Annotated in this window: 16 protein-coding genes; 7 read left to right on the top strand and 9 right to left on the bottom strand. The window is 61.7% G+C overall.

The annotated features are described in order from the left end of the window. Window positions 1–87: 87 nt before the first annotated feature. A complete protein-coding gene (locus ACO07W_RS21155; protein WP_421845528.1) occupies window positions 88–855 on the top strand; it encodes an SDR family oxidoreductase in 768 nt (255 codons plus the stop codon). A gap of 23 nt (window positions 856–878) precedes the next feature. Here the strand turns inward: ACO07W_RS21155 and ACO07W_RS21160 are convergent, their stop codons facing one another. Together ACO07W_RS21160 and ACO07W_RS21165 are read right to left on the bottom strand one after the other, a co-directional pair. Continuing rightward, a complete protein-coding gene (locus tag ACO07W_RS21160) occupies window positions 879–1652 on the bottom strand; it encodes a YqjF family protein (protein ID WP_421845529.1) in 774 nt (257 codons plus the stop codon). Between the two features lie 123 nt (window positions 1653–1775). Further along, the gene (locus ACO07W_RS21165) at window positions 1776–2525 is read right to left on the bottom strand and encodes a class I SAM-dependent methyltransferase (RefSeq protein WP_421845530.1); all 750 of its coding nucleotides are present in this window, start codon (window positions 2523–2525) and stop codon (window positions 1776–1778) included. Between the two features lie 410 nt (window positions 2526–2935). Between ACO07W_RS21165 and ACO07W_RS21170 the strand changes: the two genes are divergently transcribed. The 3 genes from ACO07W_RS21170 (at window position 2936) to ACO07W_RS21180 (ending at window position 4902) form a co-directional block, all read left to right on the top strand. Continuing rightward, window positions 2936–3412 (top strand): MPT63 family protein, encoded by a 477-nt coding sequence (locus ACO07W_RS21170; protein WP_421845531.1) that lies wholly within the window; start codon window positions 2936–2938, stop codon window positions 3410–3412. 119 nt (window positions 3413–3531) lie between these two features. Continuing rightward, window positions 3532–4158: a hypothetical protein gene (locus tag ACO07W_RS21175; RefSeq protein ID WP_421845532.1), complete on the top strand. Its 627-nt coding sequence runs from the start codon at window positions 3532–3534 to the stop codon at window positions 4156–4158. A gap of 60 nt (window positions 4159–4218) precedes the next feature. After that, a complete protein-coding gene (locus ACO07W_RS21180; RefSeq protein WP_421845533.1) occupies window positions 4219–4902 on the top strand; it encodes a hypothetical protein in 684 nt (227 codons plus the stop codon). A 25-nt stretch (window positions 4903–4927) separates the two neighbouring features. Here ACO07W_RS21180 and ACO07W_RS21185 read toward each other — a convergent pair whose 3' ends face one another. Together ACO07W_RS21185 and ACO07W_RS21190 are read right to left on the bottom strand one after the other, a co-directional pair. Then, entirely contained in the window at window positions 4928–6802 is a 1875-nt protein-coding gene (locus ACO07W_RS21185) for a fatty acyl-AMP ligase (RefSeq protein WP_421845534.1), read from the bottom strand. 540 nt (window positions 6803–7342) lie between these two features. Further along, a complete protein-coding gene (locus ACO07W_RS21190; protein ID WP_421845535.1) occupies window positions 7343–8620 on the bottom strand; it encodes a serine hydrolase domain-containing protein in 1278 nt (425 codons plus the stop codon). A gap of 316 nt (window positions 8621–8936) precedes the next feature. Here ACO07W_RS21190 and ACO07W_RS21195 point away from each other — a divergent pair, with 316 nt between their 5' ends. Continuing rightward, on the top strand, window positions 8937–10190 hold the full coding sequence (locus ACO07W_RS21195; RefSeq protein WP_421845536.1) for a hypothetical protein: 1254 nt from the start codon (window positions 8937–8939) through the stop codon (window positions 10188–10190). On the opposite strand, the gene ACO07W_RS21200 is transcribed toward ACO07W_RS21195, so the two are convergent. The 3 genes from ACO07W_RS21200 to ACO07W_RS21210 form a co-directional block, all read right to left on the bottom strand. Then, on the bottom strand, window positions 10187–11554 hold the full coding sequence (locus ACO07W_RS21200) for a hypothetical protein (protein WP_421845537.1): 1368 nt from the start codon (window positions 11552–11554) through the stop codon (window positions 10187–10189). The genes ACO07W_RS21195 and ACO07W_RS21200 overlap by 4 nt on opposite strands. Next, the gene (locus ACO07W_RS21205; RefSeq protein ID WP_421845539.1) at window positions 11551–12330 is read right to left on the bottom strand and encodes an N-acetylmuramoyl-L-alanine amidase; all 780 of its coding nucleotides are present in this window, start codon (window positions 12328–12330) and stop codon (window positions 11551–11553) included. The genes ACO07W_RS21200 and ACO07W_RS21205 overlap by 4 nt, the downstream gene beginning before the upstream one ends. Before the next feature lie 97 nt (window positions 12331–12427). Next, a complete protein-coding gene (locus ACO07W_RS21210; protein WP_421845540.1) occupies window positions 12428–12577 on the bottom strand; it encodes a hypothetical protein in 150 nt (49 codons plus the stop codon). Window positions 12578–12588: 11 nt separating this feature from the next. Here ACO07W_RS21210 and istA point away from each other — a divergent pair, with 11 nt between their 5' ends. Both istA and istB read left to right on the top strand, forming a co-directional pair. Then, window positions 12589–13824 carry an IS21 family transposase gene (gene istA, locus ACO07W_RS21215; protein ID WP_421839994.1) on the top strand — a complete coding sequence of 412 codons (1236 nt, stop codon included), beginning with the start codon at window positions 12589–12591 and terminating at the stop codon, window positions 13822–13824. Continuing rightward, complete coding sequence (gene istB, locus ACO07W_RS21220) at window positions 13824–14615, top strand: IS21-like element helper ATPase IstB (protein WP_421839995.1); 792 nt, start codon at window positions 13824–13826, stop codon at window positions 14613–14615. Before istA ends, istB begins: the two co-directional genes overlap by 1 nt. A gap of 11 nt (window positions 14616–14626) precedes the next feature. Here the strand turns inward: istB and ACO07W_RS21225 are convergent, their stop codons facing one another. Together ACO07W_RS21225 and ACO07W_RS21230 are read right to left on the bottom strand one after the other, a co-directional pair. Further along, complete coding sequence (locus tag ACO07W_RS21225) at window positions 14627–15886, bottom strand: IS256 family transposase (protein ID WP_421846151.1); 1260 nt, start codon at window positions 15884–15886, stop codon at window positions 14627–14629. Window positions 15887–15972: 86 nt separating this feature from the next. Then, complete coding sequence (locus ACO07W_RS21230) at window positions 15973–16851, bottom strand: M23 family metallopeptidase (RefSeq protein ID WP_421845541.1); 879 nt, start codon at window positions 16849–16851, stop codon at window positions 15973–15975. Window positions 16852–17248: the final 397 nt, after the last annotated feature.

The following is a 17248-nucleotide window of genomic DNA, read 5'->3' on the forward strand; positions in this document are numbered from 1 at the left end:
CCATTCTGGAACGTGGTTCGGTTAGATGACATTCGGCAACTCCTCAAGGCTCCGACAGCACATCGAACAGGAGGGTATGCATCGCATATGAGCGTGTTGGACCTGTTTGACTTGCGCGGAAAGAAGGCACTGGTAACCGGTGCGTCCAGCGGAATCGGCAAGACAGTCGCTTTGGCATACGTTCAGGCCGGGGCTCAAGTAGCCATTGCCGCACGGTCGTCCGACGCTTTGACAAATGCCGCGGAAGAGATCGCTACGGCAGGCGGCGACGTTGTCCCCATCTGCTGCGACGTCACTCGGCCAGAGCAGGTCAGCGCAATGCTAGACCAGATGATCGAAGAGTTCGGCGGCATCGACATAGCGGTCTGTAACGCCGGCATCATCGGCATCACCGGGGTGCTGGACATGACGCTTGAAGAGTTCGAACGCATCCAGGACACCAACGTGACTGGCGTATTCCTGACCGCGCAGGCCGCAGCCCAAGTAATGGTCCGGCAAGGCCGGGGAGGTGCGATCATCAATACCGCTTCAATGTCGGGACACATCATCAACACTCCCCAGCAGGTAAGTCACTATTGCGCTTCCAAAGCCGCCGTCATGCACTTGACCAAAGCCATGGCCGTGGAGCTCGCGCCGCATCGTATCCGGGTGAACAGCGTCAGCCCGGGCTATATCCGCACTGAGCTCGTCGAGCCATACGCAGAGTACTTCCCTGTCTGGGAGCCGAAAATTCCCTTAGGGCGGTTGGGCCAGCCAGAAGAACTCACCGGCTTATACCTTTACCTGGCGACCGAAGCTTCTAGCTACATGACCGGTTCCGACATCGTGATCGACGGCGGATACTCCTGCTGGTGATCTGGCAGTACTCACCCGCCTGGTCACCGGACGACGCAGGGGCGGCCAAAACGGGCTCGCACGCCCGCTGAAAAAAGCGCACGCAGGTGCTCACCGGCGGGTTGCACCCCGCTGGCGTCCAGCAGATCCGAATCTAGGTCAGCGACCTCCGCGGCGCACAACGACCACGGTCCGTGCTCGTTGGGTACCCACCATGTCCGGCCCGCCTTACGTGTGTGCGCACCCCATCGGGCGGTAAGCCAGATTTCGAGCGGGGTCGGTTCGACCGCGTCTCCGACGGTGATCGTCAACCTGCAATGGACGCCGCGGCGGGGCCAGCGCCGGAAGCTGTGATAACTGATCTGCTTGCCAGATTGCGCCAGTCGCATCCGAGCCCAGGCGTAGGGGATGCCGAGCCCAGCTCGGGTAAGAGGCACAACGACTAGCCGAGCTGTTTCCAACGACCGGAAGAAAACGCCATGGCGACCGGCGCTGTCTATCGAGTACAGCCGCACGTTGGTCTCGAGAAAGCTGCCGAAATACGGAAGCGGCAGTGCGGTGCCGAGTTTGGTAGCGCTCATGACGAACGGGACGAGACCAACATATGTCATGCCATCGACGAAGACATCGGGGCGGGTCCCGGGCGGGTACATGGCCTGCACGCTCTCGGGCCGCACCGGCCAATGCACGAAAGTCAGCTGGCTCCAGCACTGATCGAAAGTGACCGGACCCGGCAAGGGCGGCGCAGTGATGGGAAACCCGGTCAGAGCATCACTCCCACCAGATCCGGCGGCTGACCCTCCGGGTATCCCTGCCATTTAGCCATGGTGGCATGCGGGGTGTCTCACCAGTCAATAGGTGCCTCACCAGTCAATAGCACACGACCGACAGACGCGTGGTAACCAAGCCTTCGACCACATCGGCGGCAGTGCCCGGATGCATCAGTCCCTGAGGCACTCCATGACGACCAGGAATGGGTTCTGCATGAAGTAGTCCCAGTAGTCGCCCTCGTCCTGCCCCTTGGGAGCGGGCGCCAGCTCGGGCATGTGCACTCTGAAATCGCGGAAACCGGCTGCTGCGAAAGCGGATTCGTACGCTGCCGTAGGCAGGTAGTAGTTCATCACCTTCAGTGAGGAATCCCTGAGGCGGAGAATGACGTCAATCGGTGCACCATCGAAGACAGAGTCGGCAAGCTCCACCTCGAATCCGTATTTGCGGTAGTCCAGTGGACGAGCGAACGAATACACGCCTGGATTCGTCGTCGCGGTGACGAACCGGCCTCCTGACTTGACACGGGACGCCACGCCGCGACACATCCGTGCGAGGTCTTCGCGATCTTGGGCGTAGACCAACAGCCACGCGCCGACGACAATGTCAAAGTCCTGTTGCGGCGCGACCGTTCGGGCATCCTCAACGAGATATTCGATGCCTAGCGGCTCGCTCGCTTCCTGGTCACGCGCCAAGGTGATCATTCGCTCGGAGATGTCGAGTCCGACCACCTCAGCGGCGCCGGCCTGGCGCAGCATGCGGGTGAAATGCCCTTCACCACATGCAACATCTAGAACTTTCTTGCCTTTGACGTCACCGATGAATTTCAAGAAAGAATAGGTCTCGATCCGCGACCGCCAAGGCTGCGTCTTGGCATCTTGATACTGTTCGGCGACGTTGCCCTGGTCGTAATCGAAACTCATAATGCACTGGCCTTCCGCTAGCAGGAGGCAAACCCGCGCTCGCGGGCGGATTTTGGACTGACCAGGCTAAGCCGTTGGCGCGTCTTCGATCAACACACGAGCTAGAGTGCCATCTTCTCAATCGCAACGCCCAGTCCCCCGTCGACCTGCCGATATCGCTGGCCACCGCCTAACTAACGCCTGCCAGCATCTACCGGTAGCACACGAGGCATGTGTTGCGTCGCAGAGCGGATCGACCTCGCACTTCTGCCCTTCAGCGCTGACGTGGCCGACCCCCATGGCCTGCGAGCCGGACCTGAGAAAATCGCCGTACTGTCACGGTGAGTGAGTCACCAGTTCATGCGCGGACTAAAGTGATTATGTCGACCTGCTTCGCGCGAGTAATCGCCCTAACGAGTAGTGGAGGACCCGTGAAACTCACCAGGATGATCAAGACAGCAGTGGCAGTCGCCGCACTGGCAACGATTGCTACCGTCGCTGCACCATTCGCGTTCGCTTATCCCATCAACGGCCAACTCGGCCATGAGTTGAAGATGACCGACACCGTTGGAAACGTGGAGCTCGGCTGGAAGGTCAGCGATCTCAAATCCAGCACCGACACAATTCCGGGCTATCCAGTGGCTGGCCAGGTCTGGGAGGCAACCGCCACCGTCAATGCGATCCGAGGCGCTGTCACTCCGGCGATCTCACAGTTCAATGCCCGCACCGACGACGGGATCAATTACCGGGTGCTGTGGCAGGCCGCAACGCCAGATGGCATCAGCGGAGCCACTATCCCCCAAGGGCAACAATCGACCGGCAAGATCTACTTCGATGTCACCGGTCCGTCGCCAACCTTCGTCGCCATGAACAACGGCATCGAGGACCTGCTGGTCTGGCGGCCGTAGCTCGGCGACCGCACCGATTGATGGCTACGCTGGCCTGACGTTTCTGCCGCACGAGGCGTGAGCGCCACAACGGCGACGCTGCAACGACTGGCCGCAACGGAGATGACAACATAGCCACTATGGCGTTCAGTAGCGTCGCCGTGCGGCGATCTGCGGCGGTCTTGGCGGTGACCGCCGCGGCCACCGCCGCGTGCGGGCCTGGACCCGCAGTAGATCGCGGGGCTAGCCCAGCAGCGCCCGAGACGACTGCTACTACTCCCCTGCTGGCGAACCCGACCAACAACCTGCACCTTGCGAATGCGGCCGACTATTTTGTGAATTCAGGCAACCCGTCGGGCTACTATTTCGAGTCACCAAGTGGTCGATGGCACTGCGGCATAGTGCCCCACTCCCAGGCCGGCTGTCAGTCGACGAGCGGGGCGACCATCGGTATCGAAGGCGAACCGGACGCCGTTACCGACACAGACGGTACGGATTCTGCGCCGAATGCCATTGTCGTGGGCAAGACCGGCGAGGCGCACTTCGCGGCGCTTGCGGATGGGCAGTTCTCACCGGATTCAGATTCACCGGAAGTCCTATCGTTCAACTTGGTGCTCGCTGCGGCGGGGTTTCGCTGCAACGTCCAGGAATCAGCTGGCGTGTCGTGCGTCAGCGAATCGACGGCTAAAGGCTTCACGTTCTCGCGCGACGGCTATGAGTTGCGGTACACCGACGTGCCGGACAACGCACCACTGCCCGACTCGTAGGCCGTTGCTAATACATCGAACGGCTGACTCGCGGGGCACACGAGGAGAAATGCAGGTCGCATGACGTCCGGGCCAACGCACCCGAGCCGTTCCACCGGCGAGTCGTGGGCCAGCTACCGGAAATCGATCGGCGATCGGTCCAGTCTGTTTGCCGCTCTCATGTCGGGTTGGTCACCGCAACGGGCACTGTACCCCGGCAGCTATCTCGACTTGTCGCCGTCGACCGCGATCCCTGCAGTCACCTACGTCGACACCGACCGACGCGCAGCCCGCTACTTTGCCAATGAGCTTCTAGTGCGCTCCGAGCTCAACAATCGCACCTGGCCGGGAGCCGGCACCGAAGTGTTTTTCGTTCACACGGACTACACCACCGCACTCCCACTGCCCGAGTTGAGCTTCGATCTGCTCATCTCCCTTTATGCGGGACCGGTATGGGAGCACTGCGGAAAGTACTTGAAGCCAGGAGGGCTGTTGTTGGCCAATGCCAGCCACGGAGACGCCAGCATTGCCGCTCTCGACTCACGGCTGCAGTTAGCGGCCGCCGTTCTGCACCGCGACGGCCGGTACTGGTTCGACGAGGCAACTGATGGGTACCTTGTGCCGAAGAAGCCGCATACAGCCGATCCCGATACGATCCGGCAAAGCGGGCGCGGAATCCCCTACACCAGAGCGGCATTTGCCTACCTGTTCCTAAGACGGGACCCTCCGACAGCAGATCGCGGCGTCTCTTCCGGCGCGGGCTAGCGATCGAGTCTGGCCGCGCGGCTTCCTAACGCACGCCCAACGTGCCGCCGAGGTACTCGGCACGACATGCCCGGCGCGCCAATTTGCCACTAGTAGTGCGTGGAATCGCACCAGCAGGTACAAAACGAACGTCAGCGACCGACAATCCATGCCGGTTCGACACTGCCGACTGAATCGCCGCGATCGCCGGTTGCGGATCGGCACGACTCGTACCCGCCGCGCGTTCGGCGATAACCACCAAGCGTTGACCAATTGCCTCGGCGCCCAACGCCTCTGATTCCGGCAGTTCGTTCGCCGTGACGGCGAACGCCGCCACATATCCGCGCCGCACCATCGTCGACGCCGCAGCCGTGGTGGCTTCGATATCCTGCGGGTAGTGGTTCACGCCATCAATGGTTATTAGGTCAGCAATTCGGCCAGTGATGTAGAGCTCACCGTCGAGGTAAACGCCGAGATCCCCAGTACGCAACCAGGATCGTGAATTGGCGGCACCGTCAGCGCGACTCCCCTCGCCAAGCCGCGACAAAAGCTGCGCGCCGAAAGTCAGCCGGGACTGTTCCGGCCGTCCCCAGTAGCCTCGGCCGACGTTGTTGCCCTGCAACCAGACTTCACCGATCTCGCCGTCCGGGAGTTCCGCGCCGCTATCCGCGTCGACGATCACCGCCCATAGACTGCGCGCTACCCGACCGCACGACACGTGCGCCACCGCGTCCGGCGCGTCCGGCGCGACACGTACCGCCTTGCCTGCGCCCAATTGCTCCCGCTCAAGGTAGGTGACCGTGGCCTCGGCGCCAGGATCGATCGTCGCGACGAGCAACGTCGCCTCTGCGATGCCGTAGGAAGGCTTGAACGCAGTCCGTGGTAGTCCATACGGTGCAAACGCCTTGTTGAATGTCGTTACCGCATCGATGCTTACTGGTTCGGAACCGATGATCAGTACCACATTGCTGAGATCGACATCATCGCCATGCGCCGGCAGCCCACGCTGAGCGGCCCACTCGTAAGCGAAATTCGGCGCAGCGGTGACCACATTGCCCTGTCGTGAGCCTGCGGCTAGTGCGTGAATCCACCGCAGCGGCCGCCGGACAAATGCAGTCGGCGACATCAAGGTCGAGTGTCCGCCGTACACCGCCGGAAAACCGATCATCGACAAGCCCATGTCATGGTAGAGCGGTAACCAGCTGACGCCGTGAGTGTTCCGATTCAGCAGGTCGATCGAGAGAATCATCTGGACCAGGTTGGTTCCCACAGCGCGGTGCGTGATCTCGACACCAACCGGTGGTCTGGTCGCCCCCGAGGTGTACTGCAGATGGGAGATATCGTCGACTTCGAGATGGGTGGGCACGAACCCGGCCTGCGCCGAATCCGGTATGTGGTCTATGACAAGCACTTTCGGCCTCCGCAGCCGCGGGACATTGGTCAGAAAATGTTCTACGCCTTGCCTGGCTGCCGCCGTGGTAAGTACAGCCGTGGGCTGAGAGTCGCGAAGCGCTGTATCCAGACGCTCAGCATGCCCGGGCAATTCTGGCGCGAACAACGGCACCGCAATGCTGCCCGCCTTTATCGCTGCGAAGAACCCGGCAACATAGTCGAGCCCCTGCGGCGCGACGATGGCTACCCGGTCACCCCGCCCCGCGACCCGCTGCACGTGCGCAGCGATGGCGCTCAGCCGATCACCGAGCTGGGTCCAGGTCAGTTCGATGGCGTGCCCGTCGTCTGAGCCGGCGTAGTCTAGATAGCGATACGCCACCGAGTCACCGACATGCGCAATGTTGCGATCGATGAGCGAGATCAGCGTGGTGCCCGGAGGCAACATCACGCCTCCGTCGGCATCCAAACAGTCCTCGATCTTGAGCAGACCGTCAGGACCCGCCGACTCGTGCCGGGAACCGCCATCCATCACCGCAGTCTAAGCAATTCCCCTCATCCAGCATCCGTGTGGCGCCTACGTCGGAGGCCACGCAGACTGGTCTGTGGGCTTCGCTACCAGCTGGGCCTCGACAACACCACAAACAGGAACATTCGTGCACTCAGGCAATCGTGACAGCGCAGCCACGACTCGGCGCGGAGCACTCGAACGAGTACATGCGTACCGCAAACGGGTCCGCACGCGACCAGTATCGTTTCGCGCAACCCTGGTTGTTGTCGGGGGCTTACTCCTCGTTGCATCCATCGCACTGATCGTGCCGCTCCCCGAAGCCGGCATCCCCGCGCTTCTGGTTGCGTTACGGCTCCTGGCGGCGGAATCTGATTGGGCTGCAAGCTCATACGCCTGGTGCGACTGGCGGTTTCGGCAACTATCAAACTGGTTCCATCGCCAGTCACGCCTTTTTCGAACGTCGGTGATGACCGTTCTGCTCGCAGCTACCGCCGCACTTGTGTGGCTAATTATCTACGAGATCTAGCGCCATGGCGCCGAGCCAGCACGGTGCACGCTCAGCTAATCGCTAGCGGCCAGCTCGGGCTCATCGGATTCGTCGTATCGCGCACCCAAGTGCGGCACCTCCAAGGGGCCAGCTCTGCGCGCGGCGGCGATCGCGTTACTCAGCAGCGGAGCCAACCCCGCGAACGAGCCGACGTCAAACAGCATCAGCGTCAGCAGCCGATTGTGGACGTAGCCGAACGAGCTGCCGGTGTCGGGATCAGCCCACCCCACGGTTCCGCCGAGACCGATGTGGCCATAGCCCTTCAGCAGGCCCGGTACCGGCGACGACTGAAAGCCGCGGTGATACGTGAACGGTAGCCCGAGGTTCAGGTCCGGTGTCAGATCCGACTTACCTTTCAGTCCGCCCGCCAATTCTGGCGACATAAAACGTGTTCCATCCATATTCCCGCCGTTGGCGATCGCGCCGTACACCCTTGCCAGGGCACGCGCAGTCACCACACCGTTGACGGCCGGAATCTCACCGTCCAAAAACGGCATGTCGCCCTGCAGCATGGACAAGCAACCAGGGAAGTAGACCGACCCGAGAAGTCCGGAGAAAGACAGTCCTGCGACCTTAGGCGCAACAAAGTTGAGAACCGGCGTCGGGATGTTTGTTTGGGGCAGGAGCGTCTGTGCCACCGTGGTCGGCGCGTCGGCAGGCGGGCGCCCCAGATGCAGGCCGTCAGTATCAAGCGGAAGCGCGAGTTCTTGGCGGAACAGGTCGCGCATGCCGGTTCCCGTCACGGCCCGGGCGATCCCGGACAACAACCAGCCGTAGGTAATCGCGTGATAGGCCATCTTGCCGTGCGTGTGATCCAACGGCGCGCCAGCTAGCCGCTCCTCCATGCCGAGGTGGTCCAACACTTCCTCCGCTCCGACGCCCTTGAGGTGCGCCAGACCGCTTCGATGCCGTAAGAGATCACTAACGGTGATGCCGGACTTACCATTGGCCCCGAACGCCGGCCAGTAGTCGGCGACCGGCGCGTCATACGTCAGCAGCCCACGGTCCACCAACCGGTGAATTACCGTCGCGGCCAACCCCTTGGTCGCGGAAAACACCATGGCTCCGGTGTTAGCCGTCCAAGGCACCTCGCCGCGCCGATCGGAAAAACCCAGCCACACGTCAACGACTGGCCGGCCGTCTATGTAGACCGAGAGTGCCCCACCTCCGAACCTGCGCCCGGGAAAAAGCCCAGCCAACGCTCGGATCACTGCGACAAAGCGGGAATCACAGACACCCTGCACACCAGAAGGAAGGCCGTTCTCAGGTGTCAGGACAGACGGTTTCGCCATACTGTGAATGATCGCGCTTCGCCGTTGCGCCGCGCAAAGAAATGGTCAATAGCGTTGGAATTTTGCATGGATGAGACTCGTCGGTCTTGACCAGGTAACCGGCCGCAGCAGCGCCAATGGCATCGCTTCGCCAGTGCATCTGGTCGCGAACTCTAGCGTCGGTCGAAAACTACTACCACAACGTTCCGCCGAACACCGATGCACTCCGGTTCGCAAGGATCCGGGAAGCACTAGCTTCACGAACACGCGGTGAAGTACCGATCAACGAAGCGGCCGGACCTCGACGATCCAGCCAAACCTGTGGAAGTATGTCGCTATGGTAGCCGAGCAAGAAACCGCTGCGGTGGACGTTACCTGGGGTTCTGTGCCAACCAATCTGCCGCCCGAGGTCATCGCATTGCAGCTAGGCAAGCTGACTAGCTCAACACCTAGTACCGGCGGAGACCACATGAAAGCGGCCTCGTCGGCTTTTGGCAACTGCCGGGAAGCGTACAAGACACTGATTATCGGCCTGCAAGCTAACCTGTACAAGGTTCTGGCGGTCTGGGACTCATCGGCGATCCCCGATCTTCGTTCGAAAATTGAACAGCTCATAACCTATCTGCAGCATACGATCACGGCCTTGGAAACAGCCGAACACAACACCACTCAACAAAGCACGGCATTCGACAATGCATTCGGCAAGCTAAAAGATCATCAAGCAGTGTCGCTCGCACGTAATGCGATGCTCGACCCGAATAAACACGGTAAAGCATTCGTACAGGCAAATCCAGAATTATACTATTTGCTCATTTTTGGAAGTCCACAAATGATTGCAATGCAGGCAAAATTATATTACGAGAAATATACAAAAACAAACCAAGGGGCTTACGGCGACTATAAGAACAATTCAGCTACCAACACGCAGTTCCCGCTGCTTGGGATAGTCCCACCGATCGTTCCGGACGACAAGCCGAATGGAGGCGGTACCACGCCAGGGGCTGGCGCTGGCGCCGGAATTCCAGAAATGGCAGCTGGCGCGGGCGCACTAGGACTAGGAGCCGTGGGCAGCCTTACCTCCTTGGGCAGCAGCTTGGGGCGTGGTGGCGGCACCGGCGCGGGGGCGGCATTGACGTCGGATGATGTTTCTGATTCATCGGACAATACCCCCGGCGCGCCCGAGGTTTCGCCGACCCTGGTAGGAAAGCCCTCGGCGGGCGCCGTGACTGTGGGCAAATTTCGAGTCGATGACGAAGAAGATCTGCCCGGGCCTACAACCGGGTTTCGTTTCCCCGGTAACTGGGATGCCGCCGAAGCAGGTACAGGCGGGGCCTCAGCTTCTTCTAATCCCCGCGCCTCAGCAGCGGGAGCGCCAGGAATGATGGCAGCGCCCATGTCGGGCATGGGCCACGACACTTCCAGCAAGAACCGGAAATTCGACGACCAGATGATACCGATATTCTCCCTTCGCGACCATTACCAAACGGTCAGCGACGCTAGCTGGGATAAAGGTGTGGGCCAGTACGTAGAATCGACAAAGAAACAGGTCGGCGATGAAGGCATGGACCGAATAAGAAATACACTGCTCTAGGCGCCGGCAAGGGAAGCCGGAACGAACCGGGAGCTGTAGTCACGCACATGTTGGATAGCTAGGCCAAGATACGTCTGTCCAGGCCAGACCTCGCGGAACTCGTATTGGATGTGCGGCGCGGTAGGCGGTTGCGAAGCGATGAATTGCAAACCGATGATGGCGGCTTGGGCCGCAGCAGCCGGCCCAGACAAGTTCGCATTGGTGCCACCGACCACGGTTCCGATGACGCCGCGAAGGCCGCTGATCACGATCGGGATGCCTACCGCTGCCACGGCGGTAGCGCTGCCAGTGAGGGCGGCCGCGATTCCTGCGCCTGCGGGCCCGCCAACAACGCCGCCAAGCGCACCAGCGATCCCGGTACTCGCCGCACCGAGCGCCCCCGCTGTTGATGCGGGGGCCGATGGCACCGGGAGTTGCCCGGTGAGAACACCGAAAATGGCCGGCAGATCGATTCCAGCTTCCTCCAAGATGACCGGGATTCGCGGGATGATCGCCTGCGCCGTAGCCAGCGGATCGGATAACTCGACTCGGGTGACCATCTCATAGACGGTGTCCATGATGTCACCGGCCGGACCGTCGGGAACGCTCGTATACATGTCGCCGGGCGCGGCCAGCCAACAGTGCCGCCAATCGTGCACGTCCCCGTAGCGCCAGGTGCTGATGCCGCGACCCGGCGCCGGCACCCCACCGAAATAGCAGCCGCCCGCCGGTCGGGTGGGGTCGCCGAAACTGAAGCTGCACAGGTAGTTGTCGGGAAAGTTCGCCAGCAGCCACTGGCGGAGCCGAGCCGCCACTACCGCGCCGCCAGAGTAACCACCGATAATCACCCGGCGGCGAGGGCTGCTGCGCAATGCGTCAATGATGATGCGTTGCCCTTCCGACAGCGCCAACTCCACGGCTGTCTGCATGGACGGGTCGCCGGGGTTGCCGGCGGCGCCGACAGGTATTTCACCCATCGTCGCAGCCCATGACGGATTGACTTCCTCGACCAGATCGACAGCGGCCTGGCAGACGCGAGACACATAGTCCGATCCGATAATGCCGCCAATCCCGCGGTAGACAACCGCGAGGTGGCGGTCCTTCGGCGGCAGCGGCGGCGCCGGTGCTCGCTGGATAACGCCGAGTTGTACCTGCGTAGCCCAGTCAATCCGGCCGTCAGTGCGTGGGTCCGGCGGCGACCGGAGGCCAGATATGACCTCGGCATGGACACGCTGCTGGAACTCAACGATCGGGGCTTCGTCACTGACACGGTAGTCCGGTCCTTCGGAGAGTGTTTCGCCGTAGCTGAACCGGCGTTTGATCGCAGCTTTGACCGCAGCAACCTTTGGGCTCGAAGTGCCCGGACCCCATCCATCCCAGGTCATCGTGCACCTGGCTTGTTGGCGTCGTCGGTGCCGCATACTTTGTCTCGGATCTGCGCAACCGCCTCAACAAGAGTCAGTCCGCCCAACATGTTCCACTGCAACCGCAGCTGATCCCAGGTCTCCTTGTCATAGTCGAGCGCTTGGGCTGGCGCGGGCGCTGGCTTCTGGCCGGAATATTTGAGTACCGCGGTTTCGAAGACGTCCCATGGAAAGTTGTCGCCGACGTCGGTGTGAGTGCCATCATTGAGCCACTTGGTGACGTACCGGTGATCGGAAATGCCGGGCGGGCCCGAGTTATACGGCGGAGCAATCACTCCGATGTCGATTCCGTACTTCTTGCAGTCTTGAACCGCTAGGTAGGCAGCGACATCAATGGCCCGGCCAGCTTTCTTGAGCCACTCGTCGCGCGACCACGATACCCAGGAGCCCGCGAAGCACAGATTGATCGATCGACTATTCGCCGACAACACCGACCATGAAGCCAGGTCGGTATCAACAACGTCGACGACCGTGACACCTTTGTCGTTGACATCCATCGACACGGTGTAGTGGTAAGACACCGCTTTGCGCGGATCGCCACCTGGAGCGGGATTCTGGCAGTACCGGGCGAGACTGTCGGCGTTGCCATCACCTTCCTGCGTGTGGATCAAGAACAAGTCGATGGTTGTGCCAGCTCGACCGTGGTTATTCGGCGACCACATCGGATACTCGTTGAAATCGGGCCGGGCAGCTAGAGCACCTTGAGCCGCGCGAGCGTTGTCGTAGTGCAGGTCCACCAGCCTTGTCGCTTCAGCTGTACGAGACTTGATTTCAGTGAGGGTGGCGTCTTAGGACTGGTGTAAAAACGCTGGGCGCATGTTCCTGGTGGTCATGTTACGCGGCGGTGGTGTCGGTCGTGGTTGTTGTGGTGGGGGGATGCAGTGGGCGGGGTGGCTCGAGCAGTGTCGGCGGCAACTGAATACTGACCAGTGGGCGGCAATTGAAAATTGACCAGCTTCCTAGAGTGCCTTGGCTATGTGTCAAGGAGGAGGCAGGTGTTGAACGTGGAGGATTGGGCTGAGATTCGCCGGTTGCGCCGGTCGGAGCAGTTGCCGATTGCCGAGATTGCGCGGGTGATGGGTATTTCGCGGAATACGGTGAAGTCGGCGTTGGCTTCTGATGGGCCGCCGAAGTATCGGCGTGCGGTGAGGGGTTCTGTTGCTGATGAGGCCGAGCCGCGGATTCGGGAGTTGTTGGCGGCCTATCCGCGGATGCCGGCGACGGTGATTGCTGAGCGGATCGGTTGGTCGTATTCGATCCGCACACTGAGTGGGCGGGTGCGTGAGTTACGGCCACTGTATTTGGCGCCGGATCCGGTGTCACGGACGACGTATGTGGCCGGTGAGGTCGGGCAGTGTGACTTCTGGTTTCCCGATGTTGTGGTGCCGGTGGGGTATGGCCAGGTTCGTAGGGCGGCGACGTTACCGGTGTTGACCATGGTGTGTGGGTATTCACGGTGGGCTTCGGCGCTGTTGATTCCGACACGCGCTGCCGAAGACTTGTATGCCGGTTGGTGGCAGCATCTTTCGACGTTGGGTGCGGTTCCACGGGTGTTGGTGTGGGATGGTGAGGGCGCGGTCGGGCGGTGGCGGGCACGCCGACCAGAGTTGACCCCGGCATGTCAGGCTTTCCGCGGGACCTTGGCCACCACGGTAGGGATCTGTAAACCCGCTGATCCTGAGGCCAAGGGTCTGGTTGAACGGTTCCATGACTATTTGGAGCGGGCGTTTTTGCCGGGGCGGGTGTTTGGCTCCCCAGCCGATTTCAACATCCAGTTGCAGGCCTGGCTGGTGGGGGCCAACCACCGCCAGCATCGGGTGCTGGGATGCCGGCCAGCAGATCGCATCGCCGCCGATACCGCAGCGATGCTGGCATTGCCGCCGGTTGGGCCCAGCATCGGATGGCGACGCTCAACGCGGTTGCCTCGCGATCATTACGTGCGCCTCGACAGCAACGATTACTCGGTGCATCCGGCCGCGATCGGCCGCCGTATCGAGATCATCGCAGATCTAAACCGGGTGCGGGTCTGGTGTGACGGCACGCTGGTCGCCGACCACGACCGGATCTGGGCCAAACATCAAACGATCAGCGATCCCGAACATGTCCAGGCCGCGAAACTGCTGCGGCGCAAACGGCTCGAGGTTGTTGGTCCACCGCATCACGTGGAGGTCGAACAACGCCGTCTCGCTGATTACGACGCCTTGTTGGGCCTTGACGGGCCGGTGGCGTGATGGCTGCCAAGACCGCGACCAGCAGCCGTGATGTCACCGCTGAGCTGGCGTATCTGACCCGGGTGTTGAAAGCCCCGACGCTGCGTGAGGCCATCGAACGTCTCGCTGAGCGCGCCCGAACCGAAGCGTGGAGCTATGAAGAATTCCTCGCGGCGTGTCTGCAGCGTGAGGTGTCGGCTCGGGAATCTCACGGCGGCGAAGGGCGCATCCGCGCTGCCCGCTTCCCATCACGTAAATCGTTGGAAGAGTTCGACTTCGATCATGCCCGCGGTCTCAAACGCGACATCATCGCCCATCTGGGCACCCTGGACTTCGTCACCGCTAAAGACAACGTGGTGTTCCTCGGCCCACCAGGGACCGGCAAGACCCACCTGGCGATCGGGATTGCGATGCGCGCTTGTCAAGCAGGTCACCGCGTTGCGTTCGCGACCGCTTCGCAATGGGTTGATCGTCTTGCTCGCGCCCATCACAACAGCACCCTGCAAGCCGAATTGGCGCGGCTGGCCCGCTACCCCCTGCTGGTTGTCGATGAAGTCGGCTACATCCCGTTTGAACCCGAAGCCGCCAATCTGTTCTTCCAACTCGTGTCGTCGCGTTACGAACGGGCCAGTCTCATCGTCACCTCGAATAAGCCCTTCGGGCGGTGGGGCGAAGTGTTCGGCGACGACGTAGTCGCCGCCGCCATGATCGACCGACTCGTCCATCACGCCGAAGTCATCGCCCTCAAAGGAGACAGCTACCGCATCAAAGACCGAGACCTCGGCCACACCACCACAGCCGAGGACCAATGAAACCAAGCTGGTCAATTTTCGATTGCCGAAACCTGATCAGTTTTCACTTGCCGTTGACAGAGCAGTTGGTGGCGTAGTTCTTGGAGGTGGCGGCTGGTCGCTGATGTTTGGGTGACTCCGCGCCAGCCGCGGCTGGCGCGGTCGAGGACGGCCCATACCAGCGACAGACAGCTGGTTTCGCCGGGTAGGCGGCCGATGACCTTGACCCGGCGACGGGATTCTCCGAAGGTGCGTTCGATGAGGTTGGAATGGCGGATGCGTGTCCAGTGTTGGCGGGGGAAGCGCAAATGCACGCTCAGCGAGGCGAAGTCGTTGGCCAGGCAAGCGACCGCGGCTGGGTAGAGCCCGCGGTATGTGGTGGTGAACTCCTCGGCGCGGCGGGTGGCTTCATCCACGGCCTGCTGGCCGGGTGGCTGGTCAATGTCATCGAAGATCGACCAGAACGCGGCTTTGATCTCGTCCTGGACCGCGACAGGTGTCTTGGCGATGACGTTACGGCAGCGATGGATCAGACACCGCTGACGCAGGCTTGCCGGAAACGTGGTCTCCCATGCGGCGATCAGGCCCGGCGCCCCGTCGGAGATGCCCAGTAGCGGCGGGCGTAGTCCCCGGTTCCTCAGGTCAGCCAAGAAGTCGGCCCACGCATCAGCCGACTCCGCTGCGGCTGGGGCCAGCCCAATAAACAGGGGCTTGCCGTCGGTGCAGATGCCCCAGGCGGCCAGCACCGGCTCGGCCGGGGCGTTGGGATGCATCCGAAAGTTCGAGGCATCCAAGAACAGGTAGTCCAACACCAGCTCATCAAGGCGTCGAGACGACCACGCAGCGAACTCGTCTTTGATGGCCGCACAAATCCGGCTCACCGTCGAGCGCGACAACGCCGCCTGCGAGCCCAGCACCTCGGCCAACGCGGCCTCGATGTCGCGATCCGACAAACCGCGCACCCATCCCGAAATCACCAACGCCTCCAGAGCGTGGGTGCGCGTCACCCCGGCACCGAATAGCCGCGAACAGAACCGCTCGTCGGTGTCGCGTAGTTTCGGGCGGCATAATTCGACCGAGCCCATCGTGGTCTTCACCGTCGCCGGCGGTTGATACCCATTGCGGTACCCGCCCGGGCCGTCCTGAACCCGACGCTGGTGACGGGCTCGGCCCAACACTGCTTCTACCTCGGCCTCCACGGCGACCTGAAACACCAGACGCACCGATAACCGCCCGACCTCCTCCAAAATCTCGGTCAACGGCCGCTCGGTCGCGGCGAACAACTGATCCATCTCAACACGCACACGCTCAATCGGCGATACTCGCTTGGTCACGGGCGTAGCCCCTCCTTCATAGCTTTCGTCGGTTGCGACGGAACCTACGCCCGTGACCATTTACACCAGCGATGAGACGCGACCTCAGTGAGGTAGTCCTTGCGGCCATTACGGTAGGCGGCCGCCGCCGACGACTCACTAGGCCGTTGTTGTAGCCAGAAAATGTTGAGCCAGATGTCATCACGGCCTGGGGAACGCCGCTTCACATCGAGGCGGTCAAAGAAGGCAGTGATCTGCGTGTCAGCAGCATACCGGCCGGGGTAACTACCATCCTGCTGGTAAATACCGTCCCAAGGGCCAGCTGGGTTGTGCGCACGCGGCCGCAGGCTGGACTCTTGAATAGCGGTTGCGGTGACGGCGATAGCTTCGTCACGGGTGTAGTCGCGGCGCATGGCTTCAGCGACAATCGCCTGGGCTACGTCCTCATAGCTTGAGTCCAGAGTTAACTTGGGGCTAGGGCGAGCCATCAGTGGGCTTACTGCGGCCACGCTTTCGCCACCGTCCGGTTCGATTGCGTTGGACAGCAACGGTATTGGGTCCCGCTTCCGAGCTGGGTTGTATCGGCCCGGCATATAGGAAACATGCAAATGAGGCGCTGTCCCGCCATTGGTTCGGCTATCGGGATTGACCCGCGCGACCCGCTGGCCAGCGGCCACGACGTCTTGCGCGGCTACTTCGCGCACAATGTGCCCGAGTTCCCAAACTCCGTTATCAGAACCGATCACCAACCAGCCCGCCGGATCAGGTCCGCCGTAGCCTTGCGCCGACCCGGCATACATCACACGACCGCCCTCAGGCGCGAAAACCGCACGATTCGCGCTGCCATCCGGGAATCCGAAATCAACACCGTGGTGGAAATCACCGTTACGAGGTCCGAACGGCGATGTAACGACTCGATCGGACTCTAAAGGCCAGTACCTCATGTGCCCTCCTTGCGGTGGTGTGTTGGACAGGACGAAGCGGTGAAGCCGATCCACGTCGGCCGTGTGGAGTCCTCTCCTGCGAAGCGCACCCTTGGCTTGCTGCCATGCTGCCGGCTGTCGTGCATGAGGTGGGCCGCCATCCCGGCGGCAGCAGCACAGCGCGGCGTCGGACACAGCCTGCTGCGGGCGGGCCGCACCAGGGGCGTGCTTCCAAGCGCTATGAGCGCGATATCACCAGGTACCATCGCTATGCCGCTCAACGGGTTTGAGCTTGGTCGCCATTTGCCGCGCGGAACGTTGGCCGCCGACGTGCCCGAGATTTGACAGTGTTTGCTGCGCAACAACGAAACGGTGCATCTTGATGCAACTAAAACCGCACCTAATCAGCGACATTCGC

The organism is Mycobacterium sp. (genome assembly GCF_965230835.1).
Lineage (GTDB): Bacteria > Actinomycetota > Actinomycetes > Mycobacteriales > Mycobacteriaceae > Mycobacterium.

Coding starts and splice junctions, on each gene's coding strand:
- ACO07W_RS21155 (WP_421845528.1), top strand. CDS start 88: ATGAGCGTGTTGGACCTGTTTGACTTGCGCGGAAAGAAGGCACTGGTA.
- ACO07W_RS21180 (WP_421845533.1), top strand. CDS start 4,219: ATGACGTCCGGGCCAACGCACCCGAGCCGTTCCACCGGCGAGTCGTGG.
- ACO07W_RS21230 (WP_421845541.1), bottom strand. CDS start 16,851: ATGAGGTACTGGCCTTTAGAGTCCGATCGAGTCGTTACATCGCCGTTC.
- ACO07W_RS21165 (WP_421845530.1), bottom strand. CDS start 2,525: ATGAGTTTCGATTACGACCAGGGCAACGTCGCCGAACAGTATCAAGAT.
- istB (WP_421839995.1), top strand. CDS start 13,824: ATGGCTGCCAAGACCGCGACCAGCAGCCGTGATGTCACCGCTGAGCTG.
- ACO07W_RS21225 (WP_421846151.1), bottom strand. CDS start 15,886: ATGGATCAGTTGTTCGCCGCGACCGAGCGGCCGTTGACCGAGATTTTG.
- ACO07W_RS21190 (WP_421845535.1), bottom strand. CDS start 8,620: ATGGCGAAACCGTCTGTCCTGACACCTGAGAACGGCCTTCCTTCTGGT.
- ACO07W_RS21160 (WP_421845529.1), bottom strand. CDS start 1,652: ATGGCAGGGATACCCGGAGGGTCAGCCGCCGGATCTGGTGGGAGTGAT.
- ACO07W_RS21175 (WP_421845532.1), top strand. CDS start 3,532: ATGGCGTTCAGTAGCGTCGCCGTGCGGCGATCTGCGGCGGTCTTGGCG.
- ACO07W_RS21200 (WP_421845537.1), bottom strand. CDS start 11,554: ATGACCTGGGATGGATGGGGTCCGGGCACTTCGAGCCCAAAGGTTGCT.
- ACO07W_RS21185 (WP_421845534.1), bottom strand. CDS start 6,802: ATGGATGGCGGTTCCCGGCACGAGTCGGCGGGTCCTGACGGTCTGCTC.
- ACO07W_RS21195 (WP_421845536.1), top strand. CDS start 8,937: ATGGTAGCCGAGCAAGAAACCGCTGCGGTGGACGTTACCTGGGGTTCT.